Source organism: Salmonella sp. SJTUF14076, from assembly GCF_015534835.1.
Taxonomy (GTDB): domain Bacteria; phylum Pseudomonadota; class Gammaproteobacteria; order Enterobacterales; family Enterobacteriaceae; genus Salmonella; species Salmonella enterica.
Genome location: NZ_CP064674.1, coordinates 703303 through 723964 on the forward strand (window position 1 = coordinate 703303; position 20662 = coordinate 723964).

At 53.1% G+C, this 20662-nt stretch carries 19 protein-coding genes, 1 tRNA gene and 1 pseudogene; 12 read left to right on the forward strand and 9 right to left on the reverse strand.

Going from position 1 to position 20662, the window contains the following annotated elements; all coding sequences use genetic code 11:
• Window position 1 precedes the first annotated feature (1 nt).
• The 6 genes from HU143_RS03480 (at window position 2) to HU143_RS03505 (ending at window position 5074) form a co-directional block, all read left to right on the forward strand.
• A complete protein-coding gene (locus HU143_RS03480; RefSeq protein ID WP_032233623.1) occupies window positions 2-304 on the forward strand; it encodes a phage tail assembly protein in 303 nt (100 codons plus the stop codon).
• A gap of 14 nt (window positions 305-318) precedes the next feature.
• A complete protein-coding gene (locus tag HU143_RS03485) occupies window positions 319-438 on the forward strand; it encodes a GpE family phage tail protein (protein WP_000763315.1) in 120 nt (39 codons plus the stop codon).
• Window positions 431-3208: a phage tail tape measure protein gene (locus HU143_RS03490; protein WP_058800070.1), complete on the forward strand. Its 2778-nt coding sequence runs from the start codon at window positions 431-433 to the stop codon at window positions 3206-3208. Before HU143_RS03485 ends, HU143_RS03490 begins: the two co-directional genes overlap by 8 nt.
• Window positions 3205-3690, forward strand: coding sequence for a phage tail protein (locus HU143_RS03495; RefSeq protein WP_058800071.1), 486 nt, complete (start codon window positions 3205-3207; stop codon window positions 3688-3690). Before HU143_RS03490 ends, HU143_RS03495 begins: the two co-directional genes overlap by 4 nt.
• The gene (locus HU143_RS03500; RefSeq protein ID WP_058800072.1) at window positions 3687-4787 is read left to right on the forward strand and encodes a phage late control D family protein; all 1101 of its coding nucleotides are present in this window, start codon (window positions 3687-3689) and stop codon (window positions 4785-4787) included. The genes HU143_RS03495 and HU143_RS03500 overlap by 4 nt, the downstream gene beginning before the upstream one ends.
• Window positions 4788-4855: 68 nt before the next feature.
• Complete coding sequence (locus HU143_RS03505; protein ID WP_039505088.1) at window positions 4856-5074, forward strand: ogr/Delta-like zinc finger family protein; 219 nt, start codon at window positions 4856-4858, stop codon at window positions 5072-5074.
• A 15-nt stretch (window positions 5075-5089) separates the two neighbouring features.
• Here the strand turns inward: HU143_RS03505 and HU143_RS03510 are convergent, their stop codons facing one another.
• Together HU143_RS03510 and HU143_RS03515 are read right to left on the reverse strand one after the other, a co-directional pair.
• Complete coding sequence (locus HU143_RS03510) at window positions 5090-5464, reverse strand: hypothetical protein (protein ID WP_039505087.1); 375 nt, start codon at window positions 5462-5464, stop codon at window positions 5090-5092.
• A gap of 127 nt (window positions 5465-5591) precedes the next feature.
• Window positions 5592-5667, reverse strand: a tRNA-Ile gene (locus tag HU143_RS03515).
• Window positions 5668-5792: 125 nt separating this feature from the next.
• On the opposite strand from HU143_RS03515, the gene mug reads away from it, so the two are divergent.
• Window positions 5793-6299 (forward strand): G/U mismatch-specific DNA glycosylase, encoded by a 507-nt coding sequence (gene mug, locus HU143_RS03520; RefSeq protein ID WP_000237776.1) that lies wholly within the window; start codon window positions 5793-5795, stop codon window positions 6297-6299.
• 123 nt (window positions 6300-6422) lie between these two features.
• Here the strand turns inward: mug and rpoD are convergent, their stop codons facing one another.
• From rpoD to rpsU, 3 genes are all read right to left on the reverse strand, one after another.
• The gene (gene rpoD / locus HU143_RS03525) at window positions 6423-8270 is read right to left on the reverse strand and encodes an RNA polymerase sigma factor RpoD (protein ID WP_001519776.1); all 1848 of its coding nucleotides are present in this window, start codon (window positions 8268-8270) and stop codon (window positions 6423-6425) included.
• 149 nt (window positions 8271-8419) lie between these two features.
• Window positions 8420-10165, reverse strand: a complete 1746-nt coding sequence (dnaG, locus tag HU143_RS03530; RefSeq protein WP_000918865.1) for a DNA primase — start codon at window positions 10163-10165, stop codon at window positions 8420-8422.
• Window positions 10166-10400: 235 nt separating this feature from the next.
• Entirely contained in the window at window positions 10401-10616 is a 216-nt protein-coding gene (gene rpsU / locus HU143_RS03535; protein WP_001144069.1) for a 30S ribosomal protein S21, read from the reverse strand.
• A gap of 227 nt (window positions 10617-10843) precedes the next feature.
• Between rpsU and tsaD the strand changes: the two genes are divergently transcribed.
• Window positions 10844-11857: a tRNA (adenosine(37)-N6)-threonylcarbamoyltransferase complex transferase subunit TsaD gene (tsaD, locus tag HU143_RS03540; protein ID WP_023200351.1), complete on the forward strand. Its 1014-nt coding sequence runs from the start codon at window positions 10844-10846 to the stop codon at window positions 11855-11857.
• A gap of 122 nt (window positions 11858-11979) precedes the next feature.
• Here the strand turns inward: tsaD and HU143_RS03550 are convergent.
• Both HU143_RS03550 and plsY read right to left on the reverse strand, forming a co-directional pair.
• Window positions 11980-12123: pseudogene (locus HU143_RS03550) on the reverse strand (fumarate hydratase); the annotation flags it as partial.
• Window positions 12107-12718: a glycerol-3-phosphate 1-O-acyltransferase PlsY gene (plsY, locus tag HU143_RS03555; RefSeq protein ID WP_001272784.1), complete on the reverse strand. Its 612-nt coding sequence runs from the start codon at window positions 12716-12718 to the stop codon at window positions 12107-12109. The gene plsY and the pseudogene HU143_RS03550, both read right to left, overlap by 17 nt.
• A 106-nt stretch (window positions 12719-12824) precedes the next feature.
• On the opposite strand from plsY, the gene folB reads away from it, so the two are divergent.
• Entirely contained in the window at window positions 12825-13184 is a 360-nt protein-coding gene (folB, locus tag HU143_RS03560) for a bifunctional dihydroneopterin aldolase/7,8-dihydroneopterin epimerase (RefSeq protein ID WP_000355776.1), read from the forward strand.
• Window positions 13185-13281: 97 nt separating this feature from the next.
• On the forward strand, window positions 13282-14103 hold the full coding sequence (gene bacA, locus HU143_RS03565) for an undecaprenyl-diphosphate phosphatase (RefSeq protein WP_001281933.1): 822 nt from the start codon (window positions 13282-13284) through the stop codon (window positions 14101-14103).
• 104 nt (window positions 14104-14207) lie between these two features.
• Here bacA and HU143_RS03570 read toward each other — a convergent pair whose 3' ends face one another.
• Together HU143_RS03570 and HU143_RS03575 are read right to left on the reverse strand one after the other, a co-directional pair.
• A complete protein-coding gene (locus tag HU143_RS03570) occupies window positions 14208-15449 on the reverse strand; it encodes a multifunctional CCA addition/repair protein (protein ID WP_023226571.1) in 1242 nt (413 codons plus the stop codon).
• Window positions 15450-15511: 62 nt separating this feature from the next.
• Window positions 15512-16126, reverse strand: coding sequence for a TIGR04211 family SH3 domain-containing protein (locus HU143_RS03575; protein WP_001125344.1), 615 nt, complete (start codon window positions 16124-16126; stop codon window positions 15512-15514).
• Window positions 16127-16367: 241 nt separating this feature from the next.
• Here HU143_RS03575 and HU143_RS03580 point away from each other — a divergent pair, with 241 nt between their 5' ends.
• Both HU143_RS03580 and glnE read left to right on the forward strand, forming a co-directional pair.
• Window positions 16368-17669: an inorganic triphosphatase gene (locus tag HU143_RS03580; RefSeq protein WP_000046224.1), complete on the forward strand. Its 1302-nt coding sequence runs from the start codon at window positions 16368-16370 to the stop codon at window positions 17667-17669.
• Between the two features lie 117 nt (window positions 17670-17786).
• Window positions 17787-20630 (forward strand): bifunctional [glutamate--ammonia ligase]-adenylyl-L-tyrosine phosphorylase/[glutamate--ammonia-ligase] adenylyltransferase, encoded by a 2844-nt coding sequence (glnE, locus tag HU143_RS03585; protein WP_023226570.1) that lies wholly within the window; start codon window positions 17787-17789, stop codon window positions 20628-20630.
• Window positions 20631-20662 lie beyond the last annotated feature (32 nt).

Here is a 20662-nt window from a genome sequence, read left to right on the forward strand (position 1 = left end):
CATGAGCGACAAACTGACTGAAAAGACCGTAAAACTGGATACTCCCATCATGCGCGGTAAAACTGAAATTACCGAAATTGTGCTGCGCAAGCCGCAGTCCGGCGCACTGCGTGGCACCCGTCTGCAGGCCATTATGGATATGGACGTGGGCGCGATGATGACTGTGATCCCGCGAATCTCCACTCCGACGCTGACCGCGCAGGAAATGGCAGAGCTGGACCCCGCCGATCTGACAGCAATGGCTGTAGAGGTGGTGACTTTTTTGTTGCCGAAGTCGGTGCTTGCCGATTTGCCGACAACCTGACGGTTGATGATCTGGTGGCAGATATTGCCACCATCTTTCACTGGTCGCCGTCCATCACTGACGTTATGCCGCTGACTGATGTGCTGGAGTGGCGGCATAAGGCAATTCAGAGAAGCGGGGCCAGCGATGAGTGATAATAACCTGCGACTGCAGGTAGTTCTGGGGGCGGTGGATAAGTTAACCCGCCCATTTAAAAATGCACAGGCTGGCTCTAAGGAGCTGGCATCAGCTATTCGACAAACCCGCGATCAGATTAAAAAGCTGAGTGATGCTGGAGGTCAGCTTAAATCTTTCGATCAGCTAACTCAAAGTGTTAGCCGTACTGGTGCCGAACTGGATCAGGCGAGGCTACGTGCTCAAATGATGACGCGCGAAATGTCATCTTTGGAATCCCCGACAAAAAAACAAACGCAGGCGCTTGAAGCTCAGTGGCGTGCTGTTTCACGTCTTGAACAAAAACAGCAACAGGAAACTCGCCAGATGGCGGCAGCCAGGGCTGAGCTTTATCGGCTGGGGTTATCTGCTGGGGGCGGAGCGCGTGAGACGGCACGGATTGCACGAGAAACTGAGCGGTATAACCGACAGTTGGCTGAGCAGGAGCGCAGGCTGCGTGACGTTGGCGAGCGTCAGCGAAAGCTCAACGCCATCAAAGCCAAGGCTGAAAAGACCCGCGAGTTAAGGAACTCTCTGGCAGGTAATGGTGCAGGGGCGATGGCGGCTGGGGTAACTACTGGCATGACGTTGTTGGCTCCAGTAAAAGCCTATTCAGAATCAGAAAATGCAGCGAATCAGCTCGCCGGTTCAATGATGGGACCGGGCGGAAAGGTAGCGCCTGAATTTGAAAAAATTAACCGGCTTGCAGTTGCTTTGGGCGATAAGCTGCCGGGAACAACAGCCGACTTTCAGAACATGATGACTATGCTACGCCGTCAGGGTATGTCGGCGCAGGTCATCCTGGGCGGCTTGGGAGAGTCAGCAGCTTATCTTGGCGTGCAGTTACAGATGGCTCCCACTGCAGCAGCTGAGTTTGCGGCTAAGTTACAAGATGCTACTCAGACCTCAGAAAAAGATATGATGAATCTGATGGACGTGATCCAGAAAGGATTCTACGCGGGGGTAGATTCAGGAAATATGCTGCAGGGGTTCTCAAAAATCAGCAGCGCGATGGATATTATTCATAAAAAGGGATTGGACGCGGCTAAGACATTTGCTCCTCTATTAGTTATGGCTGATCAGGCTGGTATGGCTGGAGAGTCAGCTGGTAATGCCTACCGAAAAGTATTTCAGTCCGTCATGAATACGGAAAAAGTGAAGGATGCTAATGATGAACTAAAAGGCACTGGCGTTAGGTTCGATTTTACTGATGGAAAGGGGGAGTTTGGCGGGCTGGAGAAAATGTACACGCAATTAGCTCAACTCCAAAAGCTTAATACTGAGAAAAGGTTAGCTACGTTAAAAGGTATTTTTGGGGATGATGCGGAAACGCTGCAGGTGCTAAATATTATGATTACCAAAGGCATCTCAGGGTATCGTGAAACGGCTTCAAAGCTACAAAATCAGGCTTCTCTGCGCGAGCGTGTTGATGCCTCCTTAAATACTCTTGGTAATAAATGGGAAGCCGCTACAGGTTCCTTTACCAATGCTATGGCTAGTATCGGTGAAACAGTTGCCCCTGCATTAAAGAAGCTGGCTGACTGGTTGGGTGAACTGGCTTCGCGTCTGGATGGTTTTGTTAAACGACACCCACAATTGACCTCTGCGCTGTTTAAGCTGGCAGCTGGCTTTGCCATTGTTGCCACCGCCGCTGGGGTTGTTTCACTGGCGCTGGCGTCCGTGTTAGGGCCGATGGCAGTAGTGCGAATGAGCGCAGGGGTGATGGGGCTAAAATTTTCATCTGCATTTGGTCTTATTGGGAAAGCAATCAGTTCTGTTGGCAAGTCAGTTATATGGCTGGGCCGATTGATGTTTGCAAATCCTATACTGGCTGTCATTGGGCTGATCGCCGCTGGTGCTATTTATATCTGGCACAATTGGGACACGCTTGGGCCAAAGTTCAAGGCCATGTGGGATGCCGTATGTAATGCCACAGGTACGGCATGGGATTGGATTAAAGAAAAGGCCAGCGCCGCATGGGAGGGGATTAAATCACTGTTCTTTAATTATACCTTGCCGGGATTAATAGCTAAAAATTGGGATGCAATAAAATCTGGCGTTTCTGAGGCGTGGGCTAATATCAGGCAATCTATTAGTGATAAATGGAATTCGATCTTGGCTGATGTTGCCGCGCTTCCTGCGAAGTTTCAGGACATGGGCAGCGCCATTATTGACAGTATTCTTAATGGAATTAATGCCAAATGGGAGACACTAAAAAGCAAGCTTTCCTCAGTCACCGATTATCTGCCTGACTGGATGACCGGAAATAATAAAACACAAGGCAAAGCACAGGTGCAGGTGGTTGGTGGAGCAGCGGCTGCTGCGGTTCCGTTTGCAGGCATGTATGACAGCGGTGGCACGATCCCGCGTGGTCAGTTTGGCATCGTCGGGGAGAACGGCCCCGAAATAGTGAACGGTCCCGCAAATGTGACCAGCAGACGGCGCACTGCTGCGCTGGCTTCCGTCGTTGCAGGCGTCATGGGCGTAGCGGCAGCGCCTGCAGAGGCTGCTCCACTACATCCTTACAGTCTGCCTACTGTGGCATATAAACAAAGCCAGCCAGCGAAACCAGCCAGCGCGCCGCCTGTGATGCACTTTGAAACTCACGCGCCTATCACAATCTATGCTCAGCTAGGGCAAAGTGCGCAGGATATTGCCCGTGAAGTTGCCCGACAGCTTGACGAACGCGAGCGCAAGACCAGGGCTAAAGCACGCAGCAATTTCAGTGATCAAGGGGGATATGAATCGTGATGATGGTACTGGGGTTATATGTCTTCATGCTGCGCACAGTGCCATATCAGGAGCTGCAGTATCAGCGAAGCTGGCGACACGCCGTAAACAGCCGGGTGAACCGGCGACCATCAACGCAGTTTCTTGGCCCGGATAATGACTCGCTGACGTTATCTGGCGTACTACTGCCGGAAGTCACCGGGGGCAGGCTGTCATTGCTCGCGCTGGAGCAAATGGCAGAGCTGGGAAAAGCATGGCCCCTGATTGAGGGAAGCGGGACCATTTACGGCATGTTTGTGATCGAGAGCCTGAGTCAGGCAAAAACGGAATTTTTTGAAAGCGGAATGCCTCGCCGTATTGAGTTTACGCTGACCCTGAAAAGGGTTGATGAGTCGCTGTCCGATATGTTCGGCAGTCTCAGCGATCAGCTCAGTAACCTGCAGGACTCTGCAACGTCTGCGATAGGTAATATTAAAAATACGGTTGGAGGGTTGCTGCAGTGAATTTTAGCTCTGATCTTTTTGACCTGAACAGCAAAAGCCCGGCTTTCAGTATCACCATTGAAGGTAAGGACGTGACTACCGCGCTGGATGCGCGCCTGATAAGTCTGACGCTGACCGATAACCGGGGTTTTGAGGCTGACCAGCTTGATCTGGAGCTGGACGACACCGACGGGCAGATCGTTCTGCCACGACGTGGTGCCGTTATTCAGCTGGCGCTGGGGTGGAAGGGCCAGCCGCTTTTCCCAAAAGGGGCATTTACGGTGGATGAGATTGAGCACAGCGGTGCTCCTGATCGTCTGACTATCCGTGCCCGTAGCGCTGATTTCCGTGAAACCCTCAATACCCGGCGCGAAAAGTCATGGCACCAGACAACCGTTGGCGATGTGGTAAAGGAAATTGCAGCACGGCATAACCTCAAAATGGCGCTGGGTAAAGACCTGACGGACAAGGCGCTGGATCACATGGACCAGACCAATGAAAGCGATGCCAGTTTCCTGATGAAGCTGGCGCGCCAGTATGGGGCGATTGCTTCCGTGAAGGATGGAAACCTGTTGTTTATCCGGCAGGGGCAGGGAAGAACGGCGAGCGGCAAGCCGCTGCCGGTTATCACCATAACCCGCCAGGCCGGTGACGGTCATCGTTTTACCCTGGCTGATCGTGGTGCTTATACCGGCGTAATTGCCAGTTGGCTGCATACCCGCGAACCCAAGAAAAAAGAAACAACCAAGGTTAAGCGCCGTCGGAAGAAAACCTCCGCGCCAAAAGAGCCGGAAGCAAAACAGGGTGATTATCTGGTGGGAACGGATGAAAACGTGCTGGTTCTTAATCGTACTTACGCAAACCGCAGCAATGCTGAGCGTGCGGCAAAAATGCAGTGGGAGCGCCTGCAGCGTGGTGTTGCGTCATTCTCTCTGCTGCTCGCTGAGGGCCGGGCAGATCTCTACACCGAAATGCCAGTAAAAGTGAGCGGCTTTAAGCAGCCTATCGACGATGCCGAATGGACCATTACAACTTTGACGCATACGGTCAGCAAGGATAATGGTTTCACTACCAACCTTGAGCTTGAAGTAAAGATAGATGGCTTAGAGATGGAATAATTTTGTTCACAAAACGGATGTCTGATGTATCATTATGTGATTAATTAAATCGGCGGGGAGACAGGGATATGATGAATTGTCCGAAATGTGGACATGCGGCACATACCCGTAGCAGTTTTAGAGTTTCTGATAACACAAAAGAACGATACTGCCAGTGCCAGAATATCAACTGTGGCGCAACTTTTGTTACTCATGAAACTGTTGTGAGATACATCGCTACCCCCAACCTAATTGACCACGCCCCGCCACACCCATCAATGGGAGGGCAGGGCCATATGAGCTTTTAAAGCCACTGATAAGGTTTACATTTTTTCGATTAAACTGGTTCTGTATTTTTCAGCCTGCTTGAAATCCATGGAACCAGTTTTTTTACACTCAATCCCACCGCCATTTATTTTGTAGCCCTGATCGGATGTGACGTTCCATAGAGTGATTTTTTTGATTGTCTCTGGATTCCACTTGTTCATAAAGTAGTCGTCACATATCGCACTGAACATGGATTTAGCCGCATCTATCATTAGTGCTTGCTTGTTATATCTGATGGTCAGCTCACCACCTTCCAATACCTGAGTCCTAGTATCATAACCAGCTATCAGGTTTTCTATGGAGTTGGGTATTTTGTCCGCGAATGCGCTCTGAGATGCGATTAGTAACAGAGCTACTAAAGGTTTTTTCATGCGAGATCGTCCTTTAAAAGTAAGAGTACGTGAAAAACCTGCTGCCATTTTGCTGCCACTGGCTCTAAAGATAAGAAAAAGCCACCTAAAAAAGGTGGCTTAACTTAATGATTTTAAAGATAAAATTTGGTGGCCCCTGTTGGGTTTGAACCAACGACCAAGCGATTATGAGTCGCCTGCTCTAACCACTGAGCTAAGGGGCCGTGGCGGTGGATTATAATGTAACTTTACGCTGTAATCCAGCCGTAACCGTGCGGGTGCTGTTTTTATAAACAATGTGTTTTCAACCCGTTATACTTAAAGAACGTTGTATTGCTCAGGAGTAATAATGGTTAAGGACATACTGGCGCCAGGGCTACGGGTGGTTTTTTGCGGCATCAATCCGGGACTCTCCTCGGCGAATACCGGCTTTCCGTTTGCGCATCCCGCGAATCGTTTTTGGAAAGTTATTCATTTGGCCGGTTTCACCGATCGACAGTTGAAACCGGAAGAGGCGGAAAAATTACTGGATTTTCGCTGCGGGGTAACGAAACTCGTCGATCGACCGACGGTACAAGCGACTGAGGTGAAGTTGCATGAATTACGTAGCGGCGGACGAAACCTGATTGAAAAGATAGAGGACTACCAGCCCGCGGCGCTGGCGGTGCTTGGTAAACAGGCTTTTGAACAGGGATTCAGCCAGCGCGGTATCGCCTGGGGTAAACAAAAGATCGCCATTGGCGCGACGATGGTGTGGGTGTTGCCGAATCCCAGTGGCTTAAACCGAATTAAAACGGAAAAACTGGTCGAGGCCTATCGCGAACTGGATCAAGCGCTCATTATGCGTGGGCTATAGCAATGGGGAATGAGGGCGCGAATACTCGCGCTGTGTAGAAATTCTGCAGGCCAAATAGGGCGCTTGCGCATGGCCTGATAAAAAAACGCCGCCTTGCGGCGGCGTTTATACGTGTGCGGCGAATTAATCGTCGAGGAAGCTGCGCAGCACTTCAGAACGGCTCGGGTGGCGCAGTTTACGCAGCGCCTTCGCTTCGATCTGACGGATACGTTCGCGGGTAACATCGAACTGTTTACCCACTTCTTCCAGCGTGTGGTCGGTGTTCATATCGATACCGAAACGCATACGCAGCACTTTCGCTTCACGAGCGGTCAGGCCAGCCAAAACGTCGTGAGTGGCGGCACGCAGGCTCTCGGTAGTGGCAGAGTCCAGCGGCAGCTCGAGGGTGGTATCCTCGATGAAATCACCCAGATGCGAATCTTCATCGTCGCCGATCGGCGTTTCCATGGAGATAGGCTCTTTGGCGATTTTCAGCACCTTACGAATTTTATCTTCCGGCATCAGCATCCGTTCAGCCAGCTCTTCCGGCGTCGGCTCGCGGCCCATCTCTTGCAGCATCTGGCGAGAAATACGGTTGAGCTTGTTGATGGTCTCAATCATATGCACCGGAATACGGATGGTGCGCGCCTGATCCGCGATAGAGCGGGTGATCGCCTGACGGATCCACCAGGTTGCATAGGTGGAGAATTTGTAGCCGCGACGGTATTCGAACTTATCTACCGCTTTCATCAGACCGATGTTGCCTTCCTGAATCAGATCAAGGAATTGCAAGCCACGGTTGGTGTATTTCTTAGCGATAGAAATAACCAGACGTAAGTTCGCTTCAACCATCTCTTTTTTCGCACGGCGGGCTTTCGCTTCCCCGATAGACATGCGACGGTTGATGTCTTTCACCTGTTCGATGGTCAGACCGGTTTCTTCTTCAATCTGCCGCAGTTTTTGCAGACAGCGTTGCACTTCTTCCGCGACATCGTGCAGTTTTTCCGACCACGGTTTGTTCATCGCGATAGCGGCGTTGAACCAGGTTTCGCTGGTTTCGTTACCGGTAAACAGCGTGATAAAGTTCTTCTTCGGCATTTTGCACTGCTCGACGCAGAGCTTCATGATCAGACGTTCCTGAGTACGCACGCGATCCATCATCACGCGCATACTGTTGACCAGATAGTCGAATTGCTTCGGTACCAGACGGAACTGTTTGAACACTTCAGACAGCTTCAGAATCTCTTCCTGCGCGGCAGCATGGCTGCGGCCTTTCGCTTTGATGGTGTCGCGCGTAACGACGTATTGCGCGCGCAGTTCAGCGAATTTTTCGCGTGCCAGTTCAGGGTCAATGCTGTTGTCGTCATCGGCGGCGTCATCGTCGCCGTCTTCTTCATCTTCGTCTTCGTCATCATCCAGGTCTTCCTGGGAGAGTTCAGAACCGACGTGAGTTGCGGTCGGCGCCATCTCTTCTTCCGCGTTCGGATCGACAAAGCCGGTGATAAGATCGGACAAACGAGCCTCTTCAGCCTCAACGCGATCGTACTGTTCCAGCAGATAGGTAATGGCTTCCGGGTATTCGGCAACGGAGCATTGAACCTGGTTGATCCCGTCTTCGATACGTTTAGCGATGTCGATTTCGCCTTCCCGGGTCAACAGTTCAACAGTGCCCATTTCACGCATATACATGCGTACCGGGTCAGTCGTACGACCGATTTCAGACTCAACACTGGACAGAACTTGTGCAGCAGCTTCTTCCGCATCTTCATCGGTGCTGGTGGTATTTTCAGCCAGCAGCAGATCATCGGCATCAGGCGCTTCTTCCATTACCTGAATACCCATGTCGTTGATCATTTGGATGATATCTTCAATTTGATCTGAATCGACGATATCTTCCGGCAGATGGTCATTGACCTCAGCATAGGTCAGATAGCCTTGCTCCTTACCACGGGTGACAAGAAGTTTCAGCTGTGACTGCGGGTTTTGCTCCATAAGACGGTATCCACACTTATTCGTTTGATTGGTGTCGACGGTATAGCTGTCGACATTTAAAGCGAGGGCATACTTATATTTTGGCCGCTGCCTCTCACTGCGGCTGTCGGGGGCTTCCCGATCGATATGCGGCATTTAAGCCGTTAAATTCATTTTCTGGCCAGCTCCTGGTTTAACGTCCAGAGCTCTCGGCGTTCTTCGCTGCTTAAACCATGAGTGCGATCGCGAGCGATCAGCTCTTCTTGTCGCAGTTGCAGCAGCGAATCAAACATATGGTTGAGTGAGTCGGTAAAGGTTTTTTCGGCAATCGCCTTATCTGCTATATCGTCCCACATCGATAATTTTTCAAGGGTCGCAGCATCATTTGTGCCACGGTAGAGTTCCAGAAGTTGTCCGGTAGTAAGACCTGGCTGAGCCAAACAAGTTTTGACCAATTCTTTAAATAAGCCAAGTCCAGGCAGCTTATTCTGATCCAGCGCGTCTAAGGGCGGCACTAACGGCGCGAGATCCGGATTTTGCACCAGTAATCCTATCAGTATACGCATGGTCGTGCGTTTTAGCTGCGGAGCCGGGCGGGAAACGCCGCTTTCCGCCTGTTTTGGCACTAAACGATCAAGCTGACTATCATCGAAAATACCTAACTTCAGCCCCAACGTCTGGCGCAGCTGAATACGGTGCGCGTCGCCAGGCACCTGATTAATGAGCGGCAGCGCCAGCGCGGCTAACTGCGTGCTGCCATCCGGCGAGCTTAAATCCACCTGCGGCAGGAGGCTATTAAACAGAAACGTAGAGAGCGGCTGCGCCTGCTCCATCCGCGCTTCAAAAGCCGCCTTGCCTTCTTTACGCACCAGCGTATCCGGGTCTTCGCCGTCAGGTAAAAACATAAAGCGTACCTGCCGACCGTCGGTCATATAAGGCATTGCTGTTTCCAGCGCTCTCCAGGCGGCATCACGGCCAGCCCGGTCGCCGTCGTAACAGCAAATTACATTGTTCGTCGCCCGGAATAACATATGCATATGGTCTGCCGTGGTTGAGGTACCCAGCGAGGCGACCGCATAGTTAATGTCGTATTGCGCTAGTGCGACGACATCCATATAACCTTCGACCACAAGCAAGCGTTGCGGTTCAGCACTATATTGCTGAGCCTCATAAAGACCATATAGCTGGCGGCCTTTATGGAAAATGTCCGTTTCCGGAGAGTTAAGGTATTTCGGCGTGTCGTTCCCCAGAACTCGACCGCCAAAACCAATCACCCTGCCGCGTTTGTCCCGAATAGGGAACATGACCCGATTACGGAAACGATCGTAAGTGCTGCCCTGCTCGTTATTGACCAGCATTCCGGCATCCAGCAACAATGCCTTGTTATCGCTGTTATTACCGAAGCGCTTTAACGCGTTATCCCAACCAGGCGGCGCGAAGCCAATGGCGAAACGCTGAATAATTTCAGCGCTCAGACCGCGCTTTTGCAGATAGTCACGCGCAGGTTTTGCCGCAGGATGGGTAAGCGACTGCTGATAAAAGTCATTCAGACCATTCATCAACTGATAGAGGTTTTGCCGTTGATGGCGCTCTATCTGGCTAAGCCCGGTGCCTGCTTCATAGGGAATTTCCAGGTTATGCATGGCCGCTAATTCTTCGACGGTTTCGACAAATTCGAGCTTGTCGTAATTCATCAAAAAGTCGATCGCATTGCCATGCGCGCCGCATCCAAAGCAGTGATAAAACTGTTTTTCACCGTTTACGGTGAAAGAAGGGGTTTTCTCATTATGGAATGGACAACACGCGTGATAGTTCTTGCCCTGTTTCTTGAGTTTTACGCGCACGTCGATCAGATCGACGATATCGGTTCTCGCCAGCAGGTCATTAATGAATACGCGTGGGATTCGTCCAGCCATATGCCCCTTTTATACACGTCATTCTTCAGGCTGCCGTAGTGTTGGCTACGTTTGCTCACCCCTGTCGCTGACTTGCGTAAGCGCCGGGGACTTGCTCTCTTGCCGCCTGGACGCAGCATGAATGATTTTGTGTATATGCTAATGCATAAACGAAAACAAGCCGCGCATTCCTTTCGGAAGCACGGCCTTACAACTACAACTCGATCTGAATTGAGAGCAGCCCGCTCTCAAAAGATTAGTACAGACGAGTACGGCGTGCGTTTTCGCGAGCCAGTTTCTTCGCGTGACGTTTCACTGCAGAAGCTTTAGCGCGCTTACGTTCGGTCGTCGGTTTTTCATAGAACTCACGACGACGAACTTCCGCCAGAACACCTGCTTTTTCGCAGGAACGCTTGAAGCGACGCAGAGCTACGTCGAACGGCTCGTTTTCACGTACTTTAATTACCGGCATGTGCCTCTCACCTTTGATTAATTCGGTTTGCCGCTGGCATCAACGCCAGCTTATTTCAAAATGGTGCGGAATTTTACTGCAATTGCTGCTGCTTTGTAAAGCACCGCGGCCTTTTTTGAAAGGGACTTTTATAAGGGGAGGGAGTATACACGAAGTCGGGACTGAGGGTATACATCCACCCGCATTCGACCTACACTGCGCGGTATTAGAGCGAGGTAAAACAAGTCATGCGTGTACTGGGTATTGAAACATCCTGCGATGAAACCGGCATCGCTATTTACGACGACAAAAAAGGTCTGTTAGCCAACCAATTGTATAGTCAGGTGAAATTACATGCTGATTACGGCGGCGTAGTGCCTGAACTGGCTTCCCGCGATCATGTGCGTAAAACCGTGCCGCTGATTCAGGCGGCATTAAAAGAAGCCGCTCTGACGGCGAGCGATATCGACGCGGTGGCCTATACCGCAGGCCCGGGCCTGGTCGGCGCGCTGTTGGTCGGCGCAACTGTCGGGCGTTCGCTGGCATTTGCCTGGAATGTGCCAGCTATTCCTGTACACCATATGGAAGGTCATCTGCTGGCGCCAATGCTGGAAGATAACCCTCCGGAATTCCCGTTTGTGGCGCTGCTGGTCTCCGGCGGACATACGCAGCTCATTAGCGTGACCGGAATCGGTCAGTACGAACTGCTGGGAGAGTCGATTGACGATGCCGCCGGCGAAGCGTTTGATAAAACTGCCAAATTGTTGGGGCTGGATTATCCTGGCGGCCCGATGCTGTCGAAAATGGCGTCGCAGGGGACGGCGGGACGTTTTGTCTTTCCGCGCCCGATGACCGATCGCCCGGGGCTGGATTTTAGTTTTTCCGGTCTGAAAACCTTTGCCGCTAACACCATTCGTAGTAATGGCGGCGACGAACAAACTCGCGCTGATATCGCGCGCGCTTTTGAAGATGCGGTCGTGGATACGCTGATGATCAAGTGCAAGCGCGCGCTGGAAAGCACCGGTTTTAAGCGTCTGGTCATGGCGGGCGGCGTCAGCGCTAACCGCACGCTGCGCGCGAAGCTTGCCGAAATGATGCAAAAACGCCGCGGCGAAGTGTTCTATGCGCGCCCGGAATTTTGTACCGACAACGGGGCGATGATCGCCTATGCCGGAATGGTGCGGTTTAAGGCGGGCGTTACGGCGGATCTTGGCGTAACGGTACGTCCGCGCTGGCCGCTGGCCGAGCTGCCGGCGGCGTAAAAGCGGAAAAAGGGGGCGACATCATGCCGCCCCAACGGATTTACAGCAAAACGATGGGCATCCACAACAGCCTGGAGACGATCAGCAGCACCAGGAAGATCAGGCCGAAAATCGCGCCTAACCACGCCAATGGTGGAAGGGTGACGCGCGGCGGATTCGATATGTACGCCTATCACCGAGCTATTGCCGGTCCATCCTTGTGGGCCGAGCCCCAGACGGTTGAGGCCCTCTTCCAGACGCAGCTCCAGCTCAATCTTTCTGGCGTTTCTTTTTTAGCTTCGTCCAGATTTTCGTCTCCTGGCGACGCCACAGACGCTGGATGTTGTCATGATGGCGCAGCAAAATGAGACATGACAGCATCGATACCGGGAAGGTGAACTGCGGTTTAAACCACCAGACGTAAAACGGCGCAATCAAGGCGCTGACAATCGCCCCTAACGATGAATAACCGCTTAACAGGACCGTCAGCAGCCAGGTGCCAGCCATGACGCCGGTTAAATCCCAGCCGATGGGCGCAATGGCGCCAAACGCGGTTGCTACGCCTTTCCCGCCTTTAAAGCCAAAAAAGACCGGCCAGATATGTCCCAGACAGGCGGCGATAGCGATAAGCCCCAGCCAGAAAGGGGTAACGCCTAACGCATACGCGCCCCAGACGGGCAACATGCCTTTAAGGATGTCAAAAATAAGTACCGCGACAGCCGCTCCCTTGCCACCGATTCGTAATACGTTCGTCGCGCCCGGGTTGCCGGAGCCGCTTTCACGCGGATCGGGCAGCCCGGCGATGCGGCAAACCAGAATGGCACTGGAAATTGAGCCGCAGAGGTACGCGAAGAGGATCATTCCAGGCGCGATTGCACTCATAAGCTGTTCCGTATTGAAAGTGTCGTTTTATTTACTATTTCTGTGGATAATACGCACATTTCGCCGGAAGTGGTATCCGGGTTAGCCAAAAAGCAGGCAGGTCGTGATGGATATTGTATTTATAGAGCAACTTTCGGTAATCACCACTATCGGTGTTTACGACTGGGAACAGACTATCGAGCAAAAACTGGTGTTCGATATCGAAATGGCATGGGATAACCGCAAGTCGGCGAAAAGCGATGATGTCGCAGATTGTCTAAGTTACGCGGATATCGCCGACACGGTGATAAATCATGTTGAAGGCGGGCGTTTTGCTCTGGTCGAGCGTGTGGCGGAAGAGGTGGCGGATCTACTGCTTAGCCGATTCAATTCTCCGTGGGTTCGCATCAAACTGAGCAAGCCTGGCGCCGTCGCGCGCGCGGCGAACGTAGGGGTAATTATTGAGCGTGGCAATAATCTGAAATAAAAATAAATAATTTTATATTTTTTAAACCAAACGGTTATATATGGGGTCTTAACGCGAGATCCATTTTTGCAGTGTTTTTCATTTTAGGGGTTTATTGATGAGCGATATGCACTCGCTGCTGATAGCGGCAATTTTGGGTGTGGTCGAAGGATTGACGGAGTTTTTGCCGGTATCCAGCACGGGCCATATGATTATTGTGGGTCATCTGCTGGGGTTTGAAGGCGATACGGCCAAGACATTCGAAGTGGTGATTCAACTTGGATCTATTCTGGCGGTCGTGGTGATGTTCTGGCGGCGGTTGTTTGGTCTCATCGGTATTCACTTTGGCCGCCCGCTACAGCGTGAAGGTGAAAGTAAAGGTCGATTAACGTTGATTCACATCCTGCTGGGCATGATTCCGGCGGTGGTGCTGGGGTTAGTCTTTCATGACACGATCAAGTCGCTATTTAACCCAATTAACGTGATGTACGCGCTGGTGGTAGGCGGTCTGTTGCTGATTGCCGCCGAGTGCCTGAAGCCGAAAGAACCGCGCGCGCCGGGGCTGGATGATATGACGTATCGTCAGGCGTTTATGATTGGCTGTTTCCAGTGCCTGGCGCTGTGGCCGGGCTTCTCGCGTTCCGGAGCGACCATTTCCGGTGGGATGCTGATGGGCGTCAGCCGTTACGCCGCCTCTGAGTTCTCGTTCTTACTGGCTGTGCCGATGATGATGGGCGCAACGGTTCTGGATCTCTACAAAAGTTGGTCATTCCTGACCGCAGCGGATATTCCAATGTTCGCGGTGGGCTTTGTGACGGCGTTTGTGGTGGCGCTGATCGCCATCAAGACCTTCCTGCAACTGATTAAGCGTATCTCGTTTATTCCGTTTGCGATTTACCGCTTTGTGGTGGCGGCTGCCGTTTACGTCGTCTTCTTCTGATGATTGACCGTGCCGGATGGCGGCGTACCGCTTTGTCCGGCCTAACTGTTTTGTCGGCCTGGTAAGCGCAGCGCCATCAGGCAATTTATCGTGCCGGATGGCGTTTAGCTGGCGGGGGGCGGGCAGCGCTTCTCTTTCCAGCTGGCGACCGCTGCAATTCGTCGCTTCGTCAGCTCCTCGCGAATCTCAATGCCCTTAAATCCGGCCTCCACCACCTCTTTCGTCGGTACCGCCTGCGCCACCTGCCAGGCTTCGCGCAGCCAGCGCCCCTGCGGGTAATCAGACGCTTCAAATCCGGTACGTCCACGGACATCGGCCTCGCTGGTCAGCGCAATCTGCTCGACGCGCTGCGGTTTACGCCATGCATCAATGGCGTCAAACAGCTTAACGATCGTTTTCGGCTGGAGTATCGGAAAGGTGTGGATCAGATCATGGTATTCGGCGACCAGTTTAGCTAAATCACGCAGGTCATTGGGGACGCGCAAACGCTGGCATAACTGTTCGACCAGTTTCACGCCCGCCGGGCCGTGACCATGATGGCGCGGCCAGAGGTTTTTCGGCGTTAAGCCTTTGCCCAGGTCATGACAAAGCGTGGCGAAACGGACATCAAGCTGCGGACTGAGCATGGCGGCCATCGACAGCGTCATCAGCGTATGAACTCCGGTATCAATTTCCGGATGCCACTTTGCCGGCGCGGGCACGCCAAACAGGGCGTCGATTTCCGGAAACAGGACGCGCAGGGCGCCGCAGTCGCGCAATACCTGGAAGTAAACCTGCGGATTGCGGGTGGTAAGCGCATTTTCCGTCTCTTTCCATACCCGTTCCGGCGTCAGATGTTCCAGCTCGCCTGCCGCGGTCATTTCGCGCATTAGCGCCAGTGTTTCATCGGCGATACGGAAACTAAGATGAGCGTAACGGGCGGCAAAACGCGCCACGCGCAATACGCGCAAGGGATCTTCGCCAAACGCGGGAGAGACATGTCGCAGTAGACGCGCCTCCAGATCCCGGCGCCCGTGGTAAGGGTCGATAATCTGGCCGTCATCGTCGCGCGCCAGAGCATTAATGGTCAGATCGCGACGCTGGAGGTCGGCTTCCAGGGTAACGTCCGGCGCGGCATAACAGGTGAAGCCCGTGTAGCCGGAACCGGATTTACGCTCGGTACGCGCCAGCGCATATTCTTCGTGAGTTTGCGGGTGGAGAAACACAGGAAAATCACGGCCTACCTGCTGGTAGCCCGCATCAAGCATCTCCTGCGGCGTGGCGCCGACAACGACCCAATCTTTATCTTTAACCGGTAGCCCTAACAACGCATCCCGAACCGCACCACCGACCAGATAAATCTTCACGCCACTTTCCTTTTAAAAACGATCATCCTCTAATGATAAGACAGTGCCGCAGAGAAGGCGATTTAGTTCATCCAGCGGTCTTTGCGTTTACGGCTTGGGATCATATGCGGCAGCACCAGCCCTAACAGCAAGCCAATACCCAATACGCCGCCGCCATACATAAACCACTGCATAATAATGGTGCGCTGTTTGTCATCCAGTTGCAGATTCGCGGCGCTAACTTTTTTCTGCGCGACAATCAGCTCGTTTTTCAGCTTCTGGTTCTCTTCTTTTAGCCCGTTGATGACGCTGTCGCTTTGCGCCACTTTCTGCTGCATATCGGCGGTGCGCTGATTCCACGTGGTATCAATATTGTTGAGTTTATCGGTTAACGTTTTGACCTGATTTTCCAGATCCGGCACGCGGGTACGCAGGCTTGGTGTGGTATTCAGTTCTTTTAACGGTATCCAGGCAGTACGACCAGAACTGTCTTTAATTTGACCATAGTTGGCATCGCTCTGTAAGAGCGTGACTTCCTCGCCGGCGTTGACGGTACCCACAAGGCGATAATTATCTCCCGGACCGCTGCGGACCCAGGTATTCAGTTCATCAGAAACGTAACGCGTCTCTTCAGCATGAGAGACGGCGGTGGCGCTAAGCGCAAGTAAAGTTAGTCCAATCAGGCGTAATTTTGGCATCAGGCTGTCGTTATTGTCAGAGAAAGTGGAACGATAGTAACGGCATCAGTGTCGCTACGCAAAGTAGTCGACATCAATCGGAATCATCTGTGTCGCCTTTGCCGCTACGTCAAACTTTTACGCCCGTCAAATTGCTCGTTGCATGGCAATTTGGCGCAAAATACTATCTACTGACAAAAATAATGCGGGTAAGTTCGCCAAGAATCTTCCCAGATGTGACATAACCCATAAGTACAAGGCCATGGCTCAGGAAATCGAATTAAAGTTTATCGTCAATCACGACGCCGTAGATGCGCTGCGAAATCATCTTCATACGCTCGGCGGCGAGCATCATGCGCCCAGCCAGTTGCTGAATATCTACTTCGAAACGCCTGATAACTGGCTACGCCGCCATGATATGGGGCTGCGTATTCGTGGTGAAAATGGGCGCTATGAAATGACCATGAAAATTGCCGGCCGGGTAACGGGCGGGCTGCACCAGCGACCCGAATACAATGTCGCGCTAAGCGAACCCGTGCTGGATCTGACGCAACTTCCGGCGGAGGTCTGGCCGGATGGCAACCTGCCCGCCGGCCTGGCATCAAGCGTACAGCCGCTGTTCAGTACCGATTTTTACCGGGAAAAATGGTGTCTGGACGTTGACGGCAGCAGGATTGAAATTGCGCTCGATCTCGGCGACGTAAAAGCGGGCGAGTTTGCCGAACCGATTTGTGAGTTGGAGCTTGAGTTGCTTCGCGGCGATACGCGCGCCGTGTTAAAACTGGCGAAGCAACTGCTGTCGCAAACCGGTTTGCGTCAGGGCAGTCTGAGTAAGGCGGCGCGAGGTTATCACCTGGCGCAGGGGAATGCGCCGCGAGAGAATACACCAACGGCAATTCTGCGGACCGCCGCGAAAGCCACGGTAGAGCAAGGGCTGGAGGCCTCGCTGGATCTGGCGTTGTCACAGTGGCAGTACCATGAAGAGCTCTGGCTGCGCGGCGACGAGTCGGCGAAAGAACACGTGCTGGATGCTATGGGATTAGTGCGCCATGCCTTAATGCTTTTTGGGGGCATTGTTCCACGTAAAGCGAGCGCTCACTTACGTGATCTACTTACCCAGGCGGAAGCGACGATGACATCCGCGGTGTCCGCCGTCACAGCCGTTTATAGTACGCAAACGGCGATGGCGAAACTGGCATTGACGGAATGGCTGGTGACGAAAGCCTGGCAGCCATTTCTGGACGCGAAGGCGCAGGCCAAAATGGCCGATTCTTTTAAGCGTTTCGCCGACATTCATCTTTCTCGTCATGCTGCTGAATTAAAAAAAGTTTTTGGACAACCGCTGGGTGATAAGTATCGCGACCAGTTGCCGCGTTTGACTCGCGATATCGACAGCGTTTTACTGCTGGCCGGGTATTATGATGCGATGGTCGCGCAGGCATGGCTGGAAAACTGGCAGGGATTGCGTCACGCCATTCTTACCGGACAACGTATTGAAATTGAACATTTCCGTAATGAGGCCATTAACCAGCAGCCGTTCTGGTTGCACAGCGGAAAACGATAATCAGAACCGTAGAAAGCGCCTGATGACGCTGCGCTTATCAGGCTTACGGTATGCGGACTTGTAGGCCGGATCAGGCGAAACGCCGCCATCCGGCATTATTTAAAGGATATCCCCTAAATGACGCCGCTCTCTTCACCCTTATCGCAGTACTGGCAGACCGTTGTTGAGCGCCTACCAGAAGGATTTACTGAGACATCGCTTAGCGCGCAGGCGAAGTCAGTACTTACATTTAGCGATTTTGCGCTGGATAGCGTGATAGCGCATCCGGAGTGGCTTGCCGAACTGGAATCCGCATCGCCGCAGGCTGATGAATGGCGACATTATGCTGGCTGGTTACAGGAGGCGTTGGCAGGTGTCTGTGACGACGCCTCGCTGATGCGTGAACTGAGGCTTTTTCGTCGTCGCATCATGGTACGCATCGCCTGGGCGCAGACGCTGTCGCTGGTGGACGATGAGACTATTTTACAACAGTTGAGCCATCTGGCGGAGACGCTCATTGTGGGGGCGCGCGACTGGCTGTATGCCGCCTGTTGCCGCGAATGGGGAACCCCCTGTAACCCGCAGGGCGTTCCGCAGCCGCTGTTGATTTTAGGCATGGGCAAGCTGGGCGGCGGCGAACTGAATTTTTCGTCTGATATCGATCTGATTTTCGCCTGGCCGGAACATGGCGAGACCCGGGGCGGGCGTCGTGAACTCGATAACGCCCAGTTTTTTACGCGTCTCGGGCAGCGGCTGATCAAAGCGCTGGATCAGCCCACAATGGATGGTTTTGTCTATCGGGTGGACATGCGCCTGCGACCGTTTGGCGACAGCGGCCCGCTGGTACTGAGTTTTGCCGCGCTGGAGGATTACTATCAGGAGCAAGGACGCGACTGGGAACGCTACGCTATGGTGAAAGCGCGGCTAATGGGCGATAACGACGACGCCTGGTCTCGTGAATTACGCGCCATGCTGCGGCCTTTCGTTTTCCGCCGCTATATCGATTTCAGTGTCATCCAGTCGCTACGTAATATGAAAGGGATGATCGCCCGCGAAGTGCGACGCCGCGGTTTGAAAGACAACATTAAACTTGGCGCGGGCGGTATTCGTGAAATTGAGTTTATCGTGCAGGTATTCCAGCTCATCCGCGGCGGGCGCGAGCCGTCGCTACAGTCGCGTTCGTTACTGCCAACGCTGGATGCTATCGCTGCGCTGCATTTGCTGCCTGAGAATGACGTGGCGCAACTGCGCGTGGCCTATCTTTTTCTACGTCGTCTGGAGAATCTGCTGCAAAGCATCAATGACGAACAGACGCAAACGTTGCCTGCCGACGATCTGAATCGGGCGCGGCTGGCCTGGGGAATGAAGGCGGAGAACTGGCCGCAGCTTGTTGGCGAACTGACGGATCATATGGCTAATGTACGCCGCGTATTCAACGAATTAATTGGCGATGATGAAGCCGATACCCCGCAGGAGGAAGAACGTTCAGAGCCGTGGCGTGAAGTATGGCAGGATGCGCTACAGGAGGATGATTCGACGCCAGTGCTGGCGCATTTAGCCGATGAGGATCGGCGACAAGTTCTGACCCTCATCGCTGACTTCCGTAAGGAACTGGATAAACGCCCTATCGGCCCGCGCGGGCGGCAAGTGCTGGACCAACTGATGCCGCACCTGCTTGCTGATGTCTGTTCTCGCGAAGACGCCGCTGTTACGCTATCGCGGATAACGCCGTTGCTGGCGGGGATTGTCACTCGCACCACCTATCTGGAGCTGCTGAGCGAATTTCCCGGCGCGCTGAAACACCTGATTATGCTCTGCGCCGCTTCGCCAATGATAGCGAGCCAATTGGCGCGTTATCCGTTGTTGCTTGATGAACTGCTCGACCCCGGCACGCTTTATCAGCCGACGGCTACCGACGCTTACCGCGACGAATTACGTCAATATTTACTGCGCGTGCCGGAAGAAGACGAAGAACAACAACTGGAGGCATTACGCCAGTTTAAACAGGCACAGCTTTTGCGGATTGCGGCGGCGGATATTGCCGGTACGCTGCCGGTGATGAAAGTGAGCGATCACCTCACATGGCTGGCGGAGGCGATGATTGATGCTGTGGTGCAGCAGGCGTGGACGCAAATGGTTGCGCGTTATGGTCAGCCAGCGCATCTGGACGAGCGCCAGGGGCGGGGGTTTGCGGTTGTCGGTTATGGCAAGTTGGGCGGATGGGAGCTGGGCTACAGTTCCGATCTGGATCTCATCTTCCTGCATGACTGTCCGATGGACGTCATGACCAACGGCGAACGCGAAATCGACGGGCGGCAGTTTTATCTGCGCCTGGCGCAGCGCATTATGCATCTGTTCAGTACGCGCACCTCCTCCGGCATTTTGTATGAGGTGGATGCGCGTCTACGCCCCTCTGGTGCGGCTGGAATGCTGGTGACTTCAGCGGACGCGTTTGCCGATTATCAGCAGCATGAAGCCTGGACCTGGGAACATCAGGCGTTGGTACGCGCTCGCGTGGTATATGGCGACCCGCAGCTTACCTCACAGTTTGATGCGGTGCGCCGCACTATCATGACGACGGCGCGTGACGGTAAGACATTGCAGACTGAAGTGCGTGAAATGCGCGAGAAAATGCGGGCGCATCTCGGCAATAAGTATCGCGATCGTTTTGATATTAAAGCTGATGAAGGCGGTATTACGGATATTGAGTTTATCGCGCAATATCTGGTACTGCGCTACGCTCATGAAAAACCTAAATTAACGCGCTGGTCTGATAACGTGCGCATCCTGGAACTTCTGGCGCAAAACGGCATTATGGATGAACACGAGGCGCAGGCGCTGACGGTAGCCTACACCACACTGCGTGATGAACTGCACCACCTGGCGTTGCAGGAGCTTCCCGGTCATGTGGCGCAGACGTGTTTTAGCAAAGAGCGCGCGCTGGTGCAGGCAAGCTGGCGGAAGTGGCTGGTAGCCGTTTGAATTATGCTATTATCGCGCGCAAATTTTGAATC

Coding starts and splice junctions, on each gene's coding strand:
- HU143_RS03480 (WP_032233623.1), top strand. CDS start 2: ATGAGCGACAAACTGACTGAAAAGACCGTAAAACTGGATACTCCCATC.
- HU143_RS03490 (WP_058800070.1), top strand. CDS start 431: ATGAGTGATAATAACCTGCGACTGCAGGTAGTTCTGGGGGCGGTGGAT.
- HU143_RS03505 (WP_039505088.1), top strand. CDS start 4,856: ATGATGAATTGTCCGAAATGTGGACATGCGGCACATACCCGTAGCAGT.
- HU143_RS03510 (WP_039505087.1), bottom strand. CDS start 5,464: ATGAAAAAACCTTTAGTAGCTCTGTTACTAATCGCATCTCAGAGCGCA.
- mug (WP_000237776.1), top strand. CDS start 5,793: ATGGTTAAGGACATACTGGCGCCAGGGCTACGGGTGGTTTTTTGCGGC.
- rpoD (WP_001519776.1), bottom strand. CDS start 8,270: ATGGAGCAAAACCCGCAGTCACAGCTGAAACTTCTTGTCACCCGTGGT.
- dnaG (WP_000918865.1), bottom strand. CDS start 10,165: ATGGCTGGACGAATCCCACGCGTATTCATTAATGACCTGCTGGCGAGA.
- rpsU (WP_001144069.1), bottom strand. CDS start 10,616: ATGCCGGTAATTAAAGTACGTGAAAACGAGCCGTTCGACGTAGCTCTG.
- tsaD (WP_023200351.1), top strand. CDS start 10,844: ATGCGTGTACTGGGTATTGAAACATCCTGCGATGAAACCGGCATCGCT.
- plsY (WP_001272784.1), bottom strand. CDS start 12,718: ATGAGTGCAATCGCGCCTGGAATGATCCTCTTCGCGTACCTCTGCGGC.
- folB (WP_000355776.1), top strand. CDS start 12,825: ATGGATATTGTATTTATAGAGCAACTTTCGGTAATCACCACTATCGGT.
- bacA (WP_001281933.1), top strand. CDS start 13,282: ATGAGCGATATGCACTCGCTGCTGATAGCGGCAATTTTGGGTGTGGTC.
- HU143_RS03575 (WP_001125344.1), bottom strand. CDS start 16,126: ATGCCAAAATTACGCCTGATTGGACTAACTTTACTTGCGCTTAGCGCC.
- HU143_RS03580 (WP_000046224.1), top strand. CDS start 16,368: ATGGCTCAGGAAATCGAATTAAAGTTTATCGTCAATCACGACGCCGTA.
- glnE (WP_023226570.1), top strand. CDS start 17,787: ATGACGCCGCTCTCTTCACCCTTATCGCAGTACTGGCAGACCGTTGTT.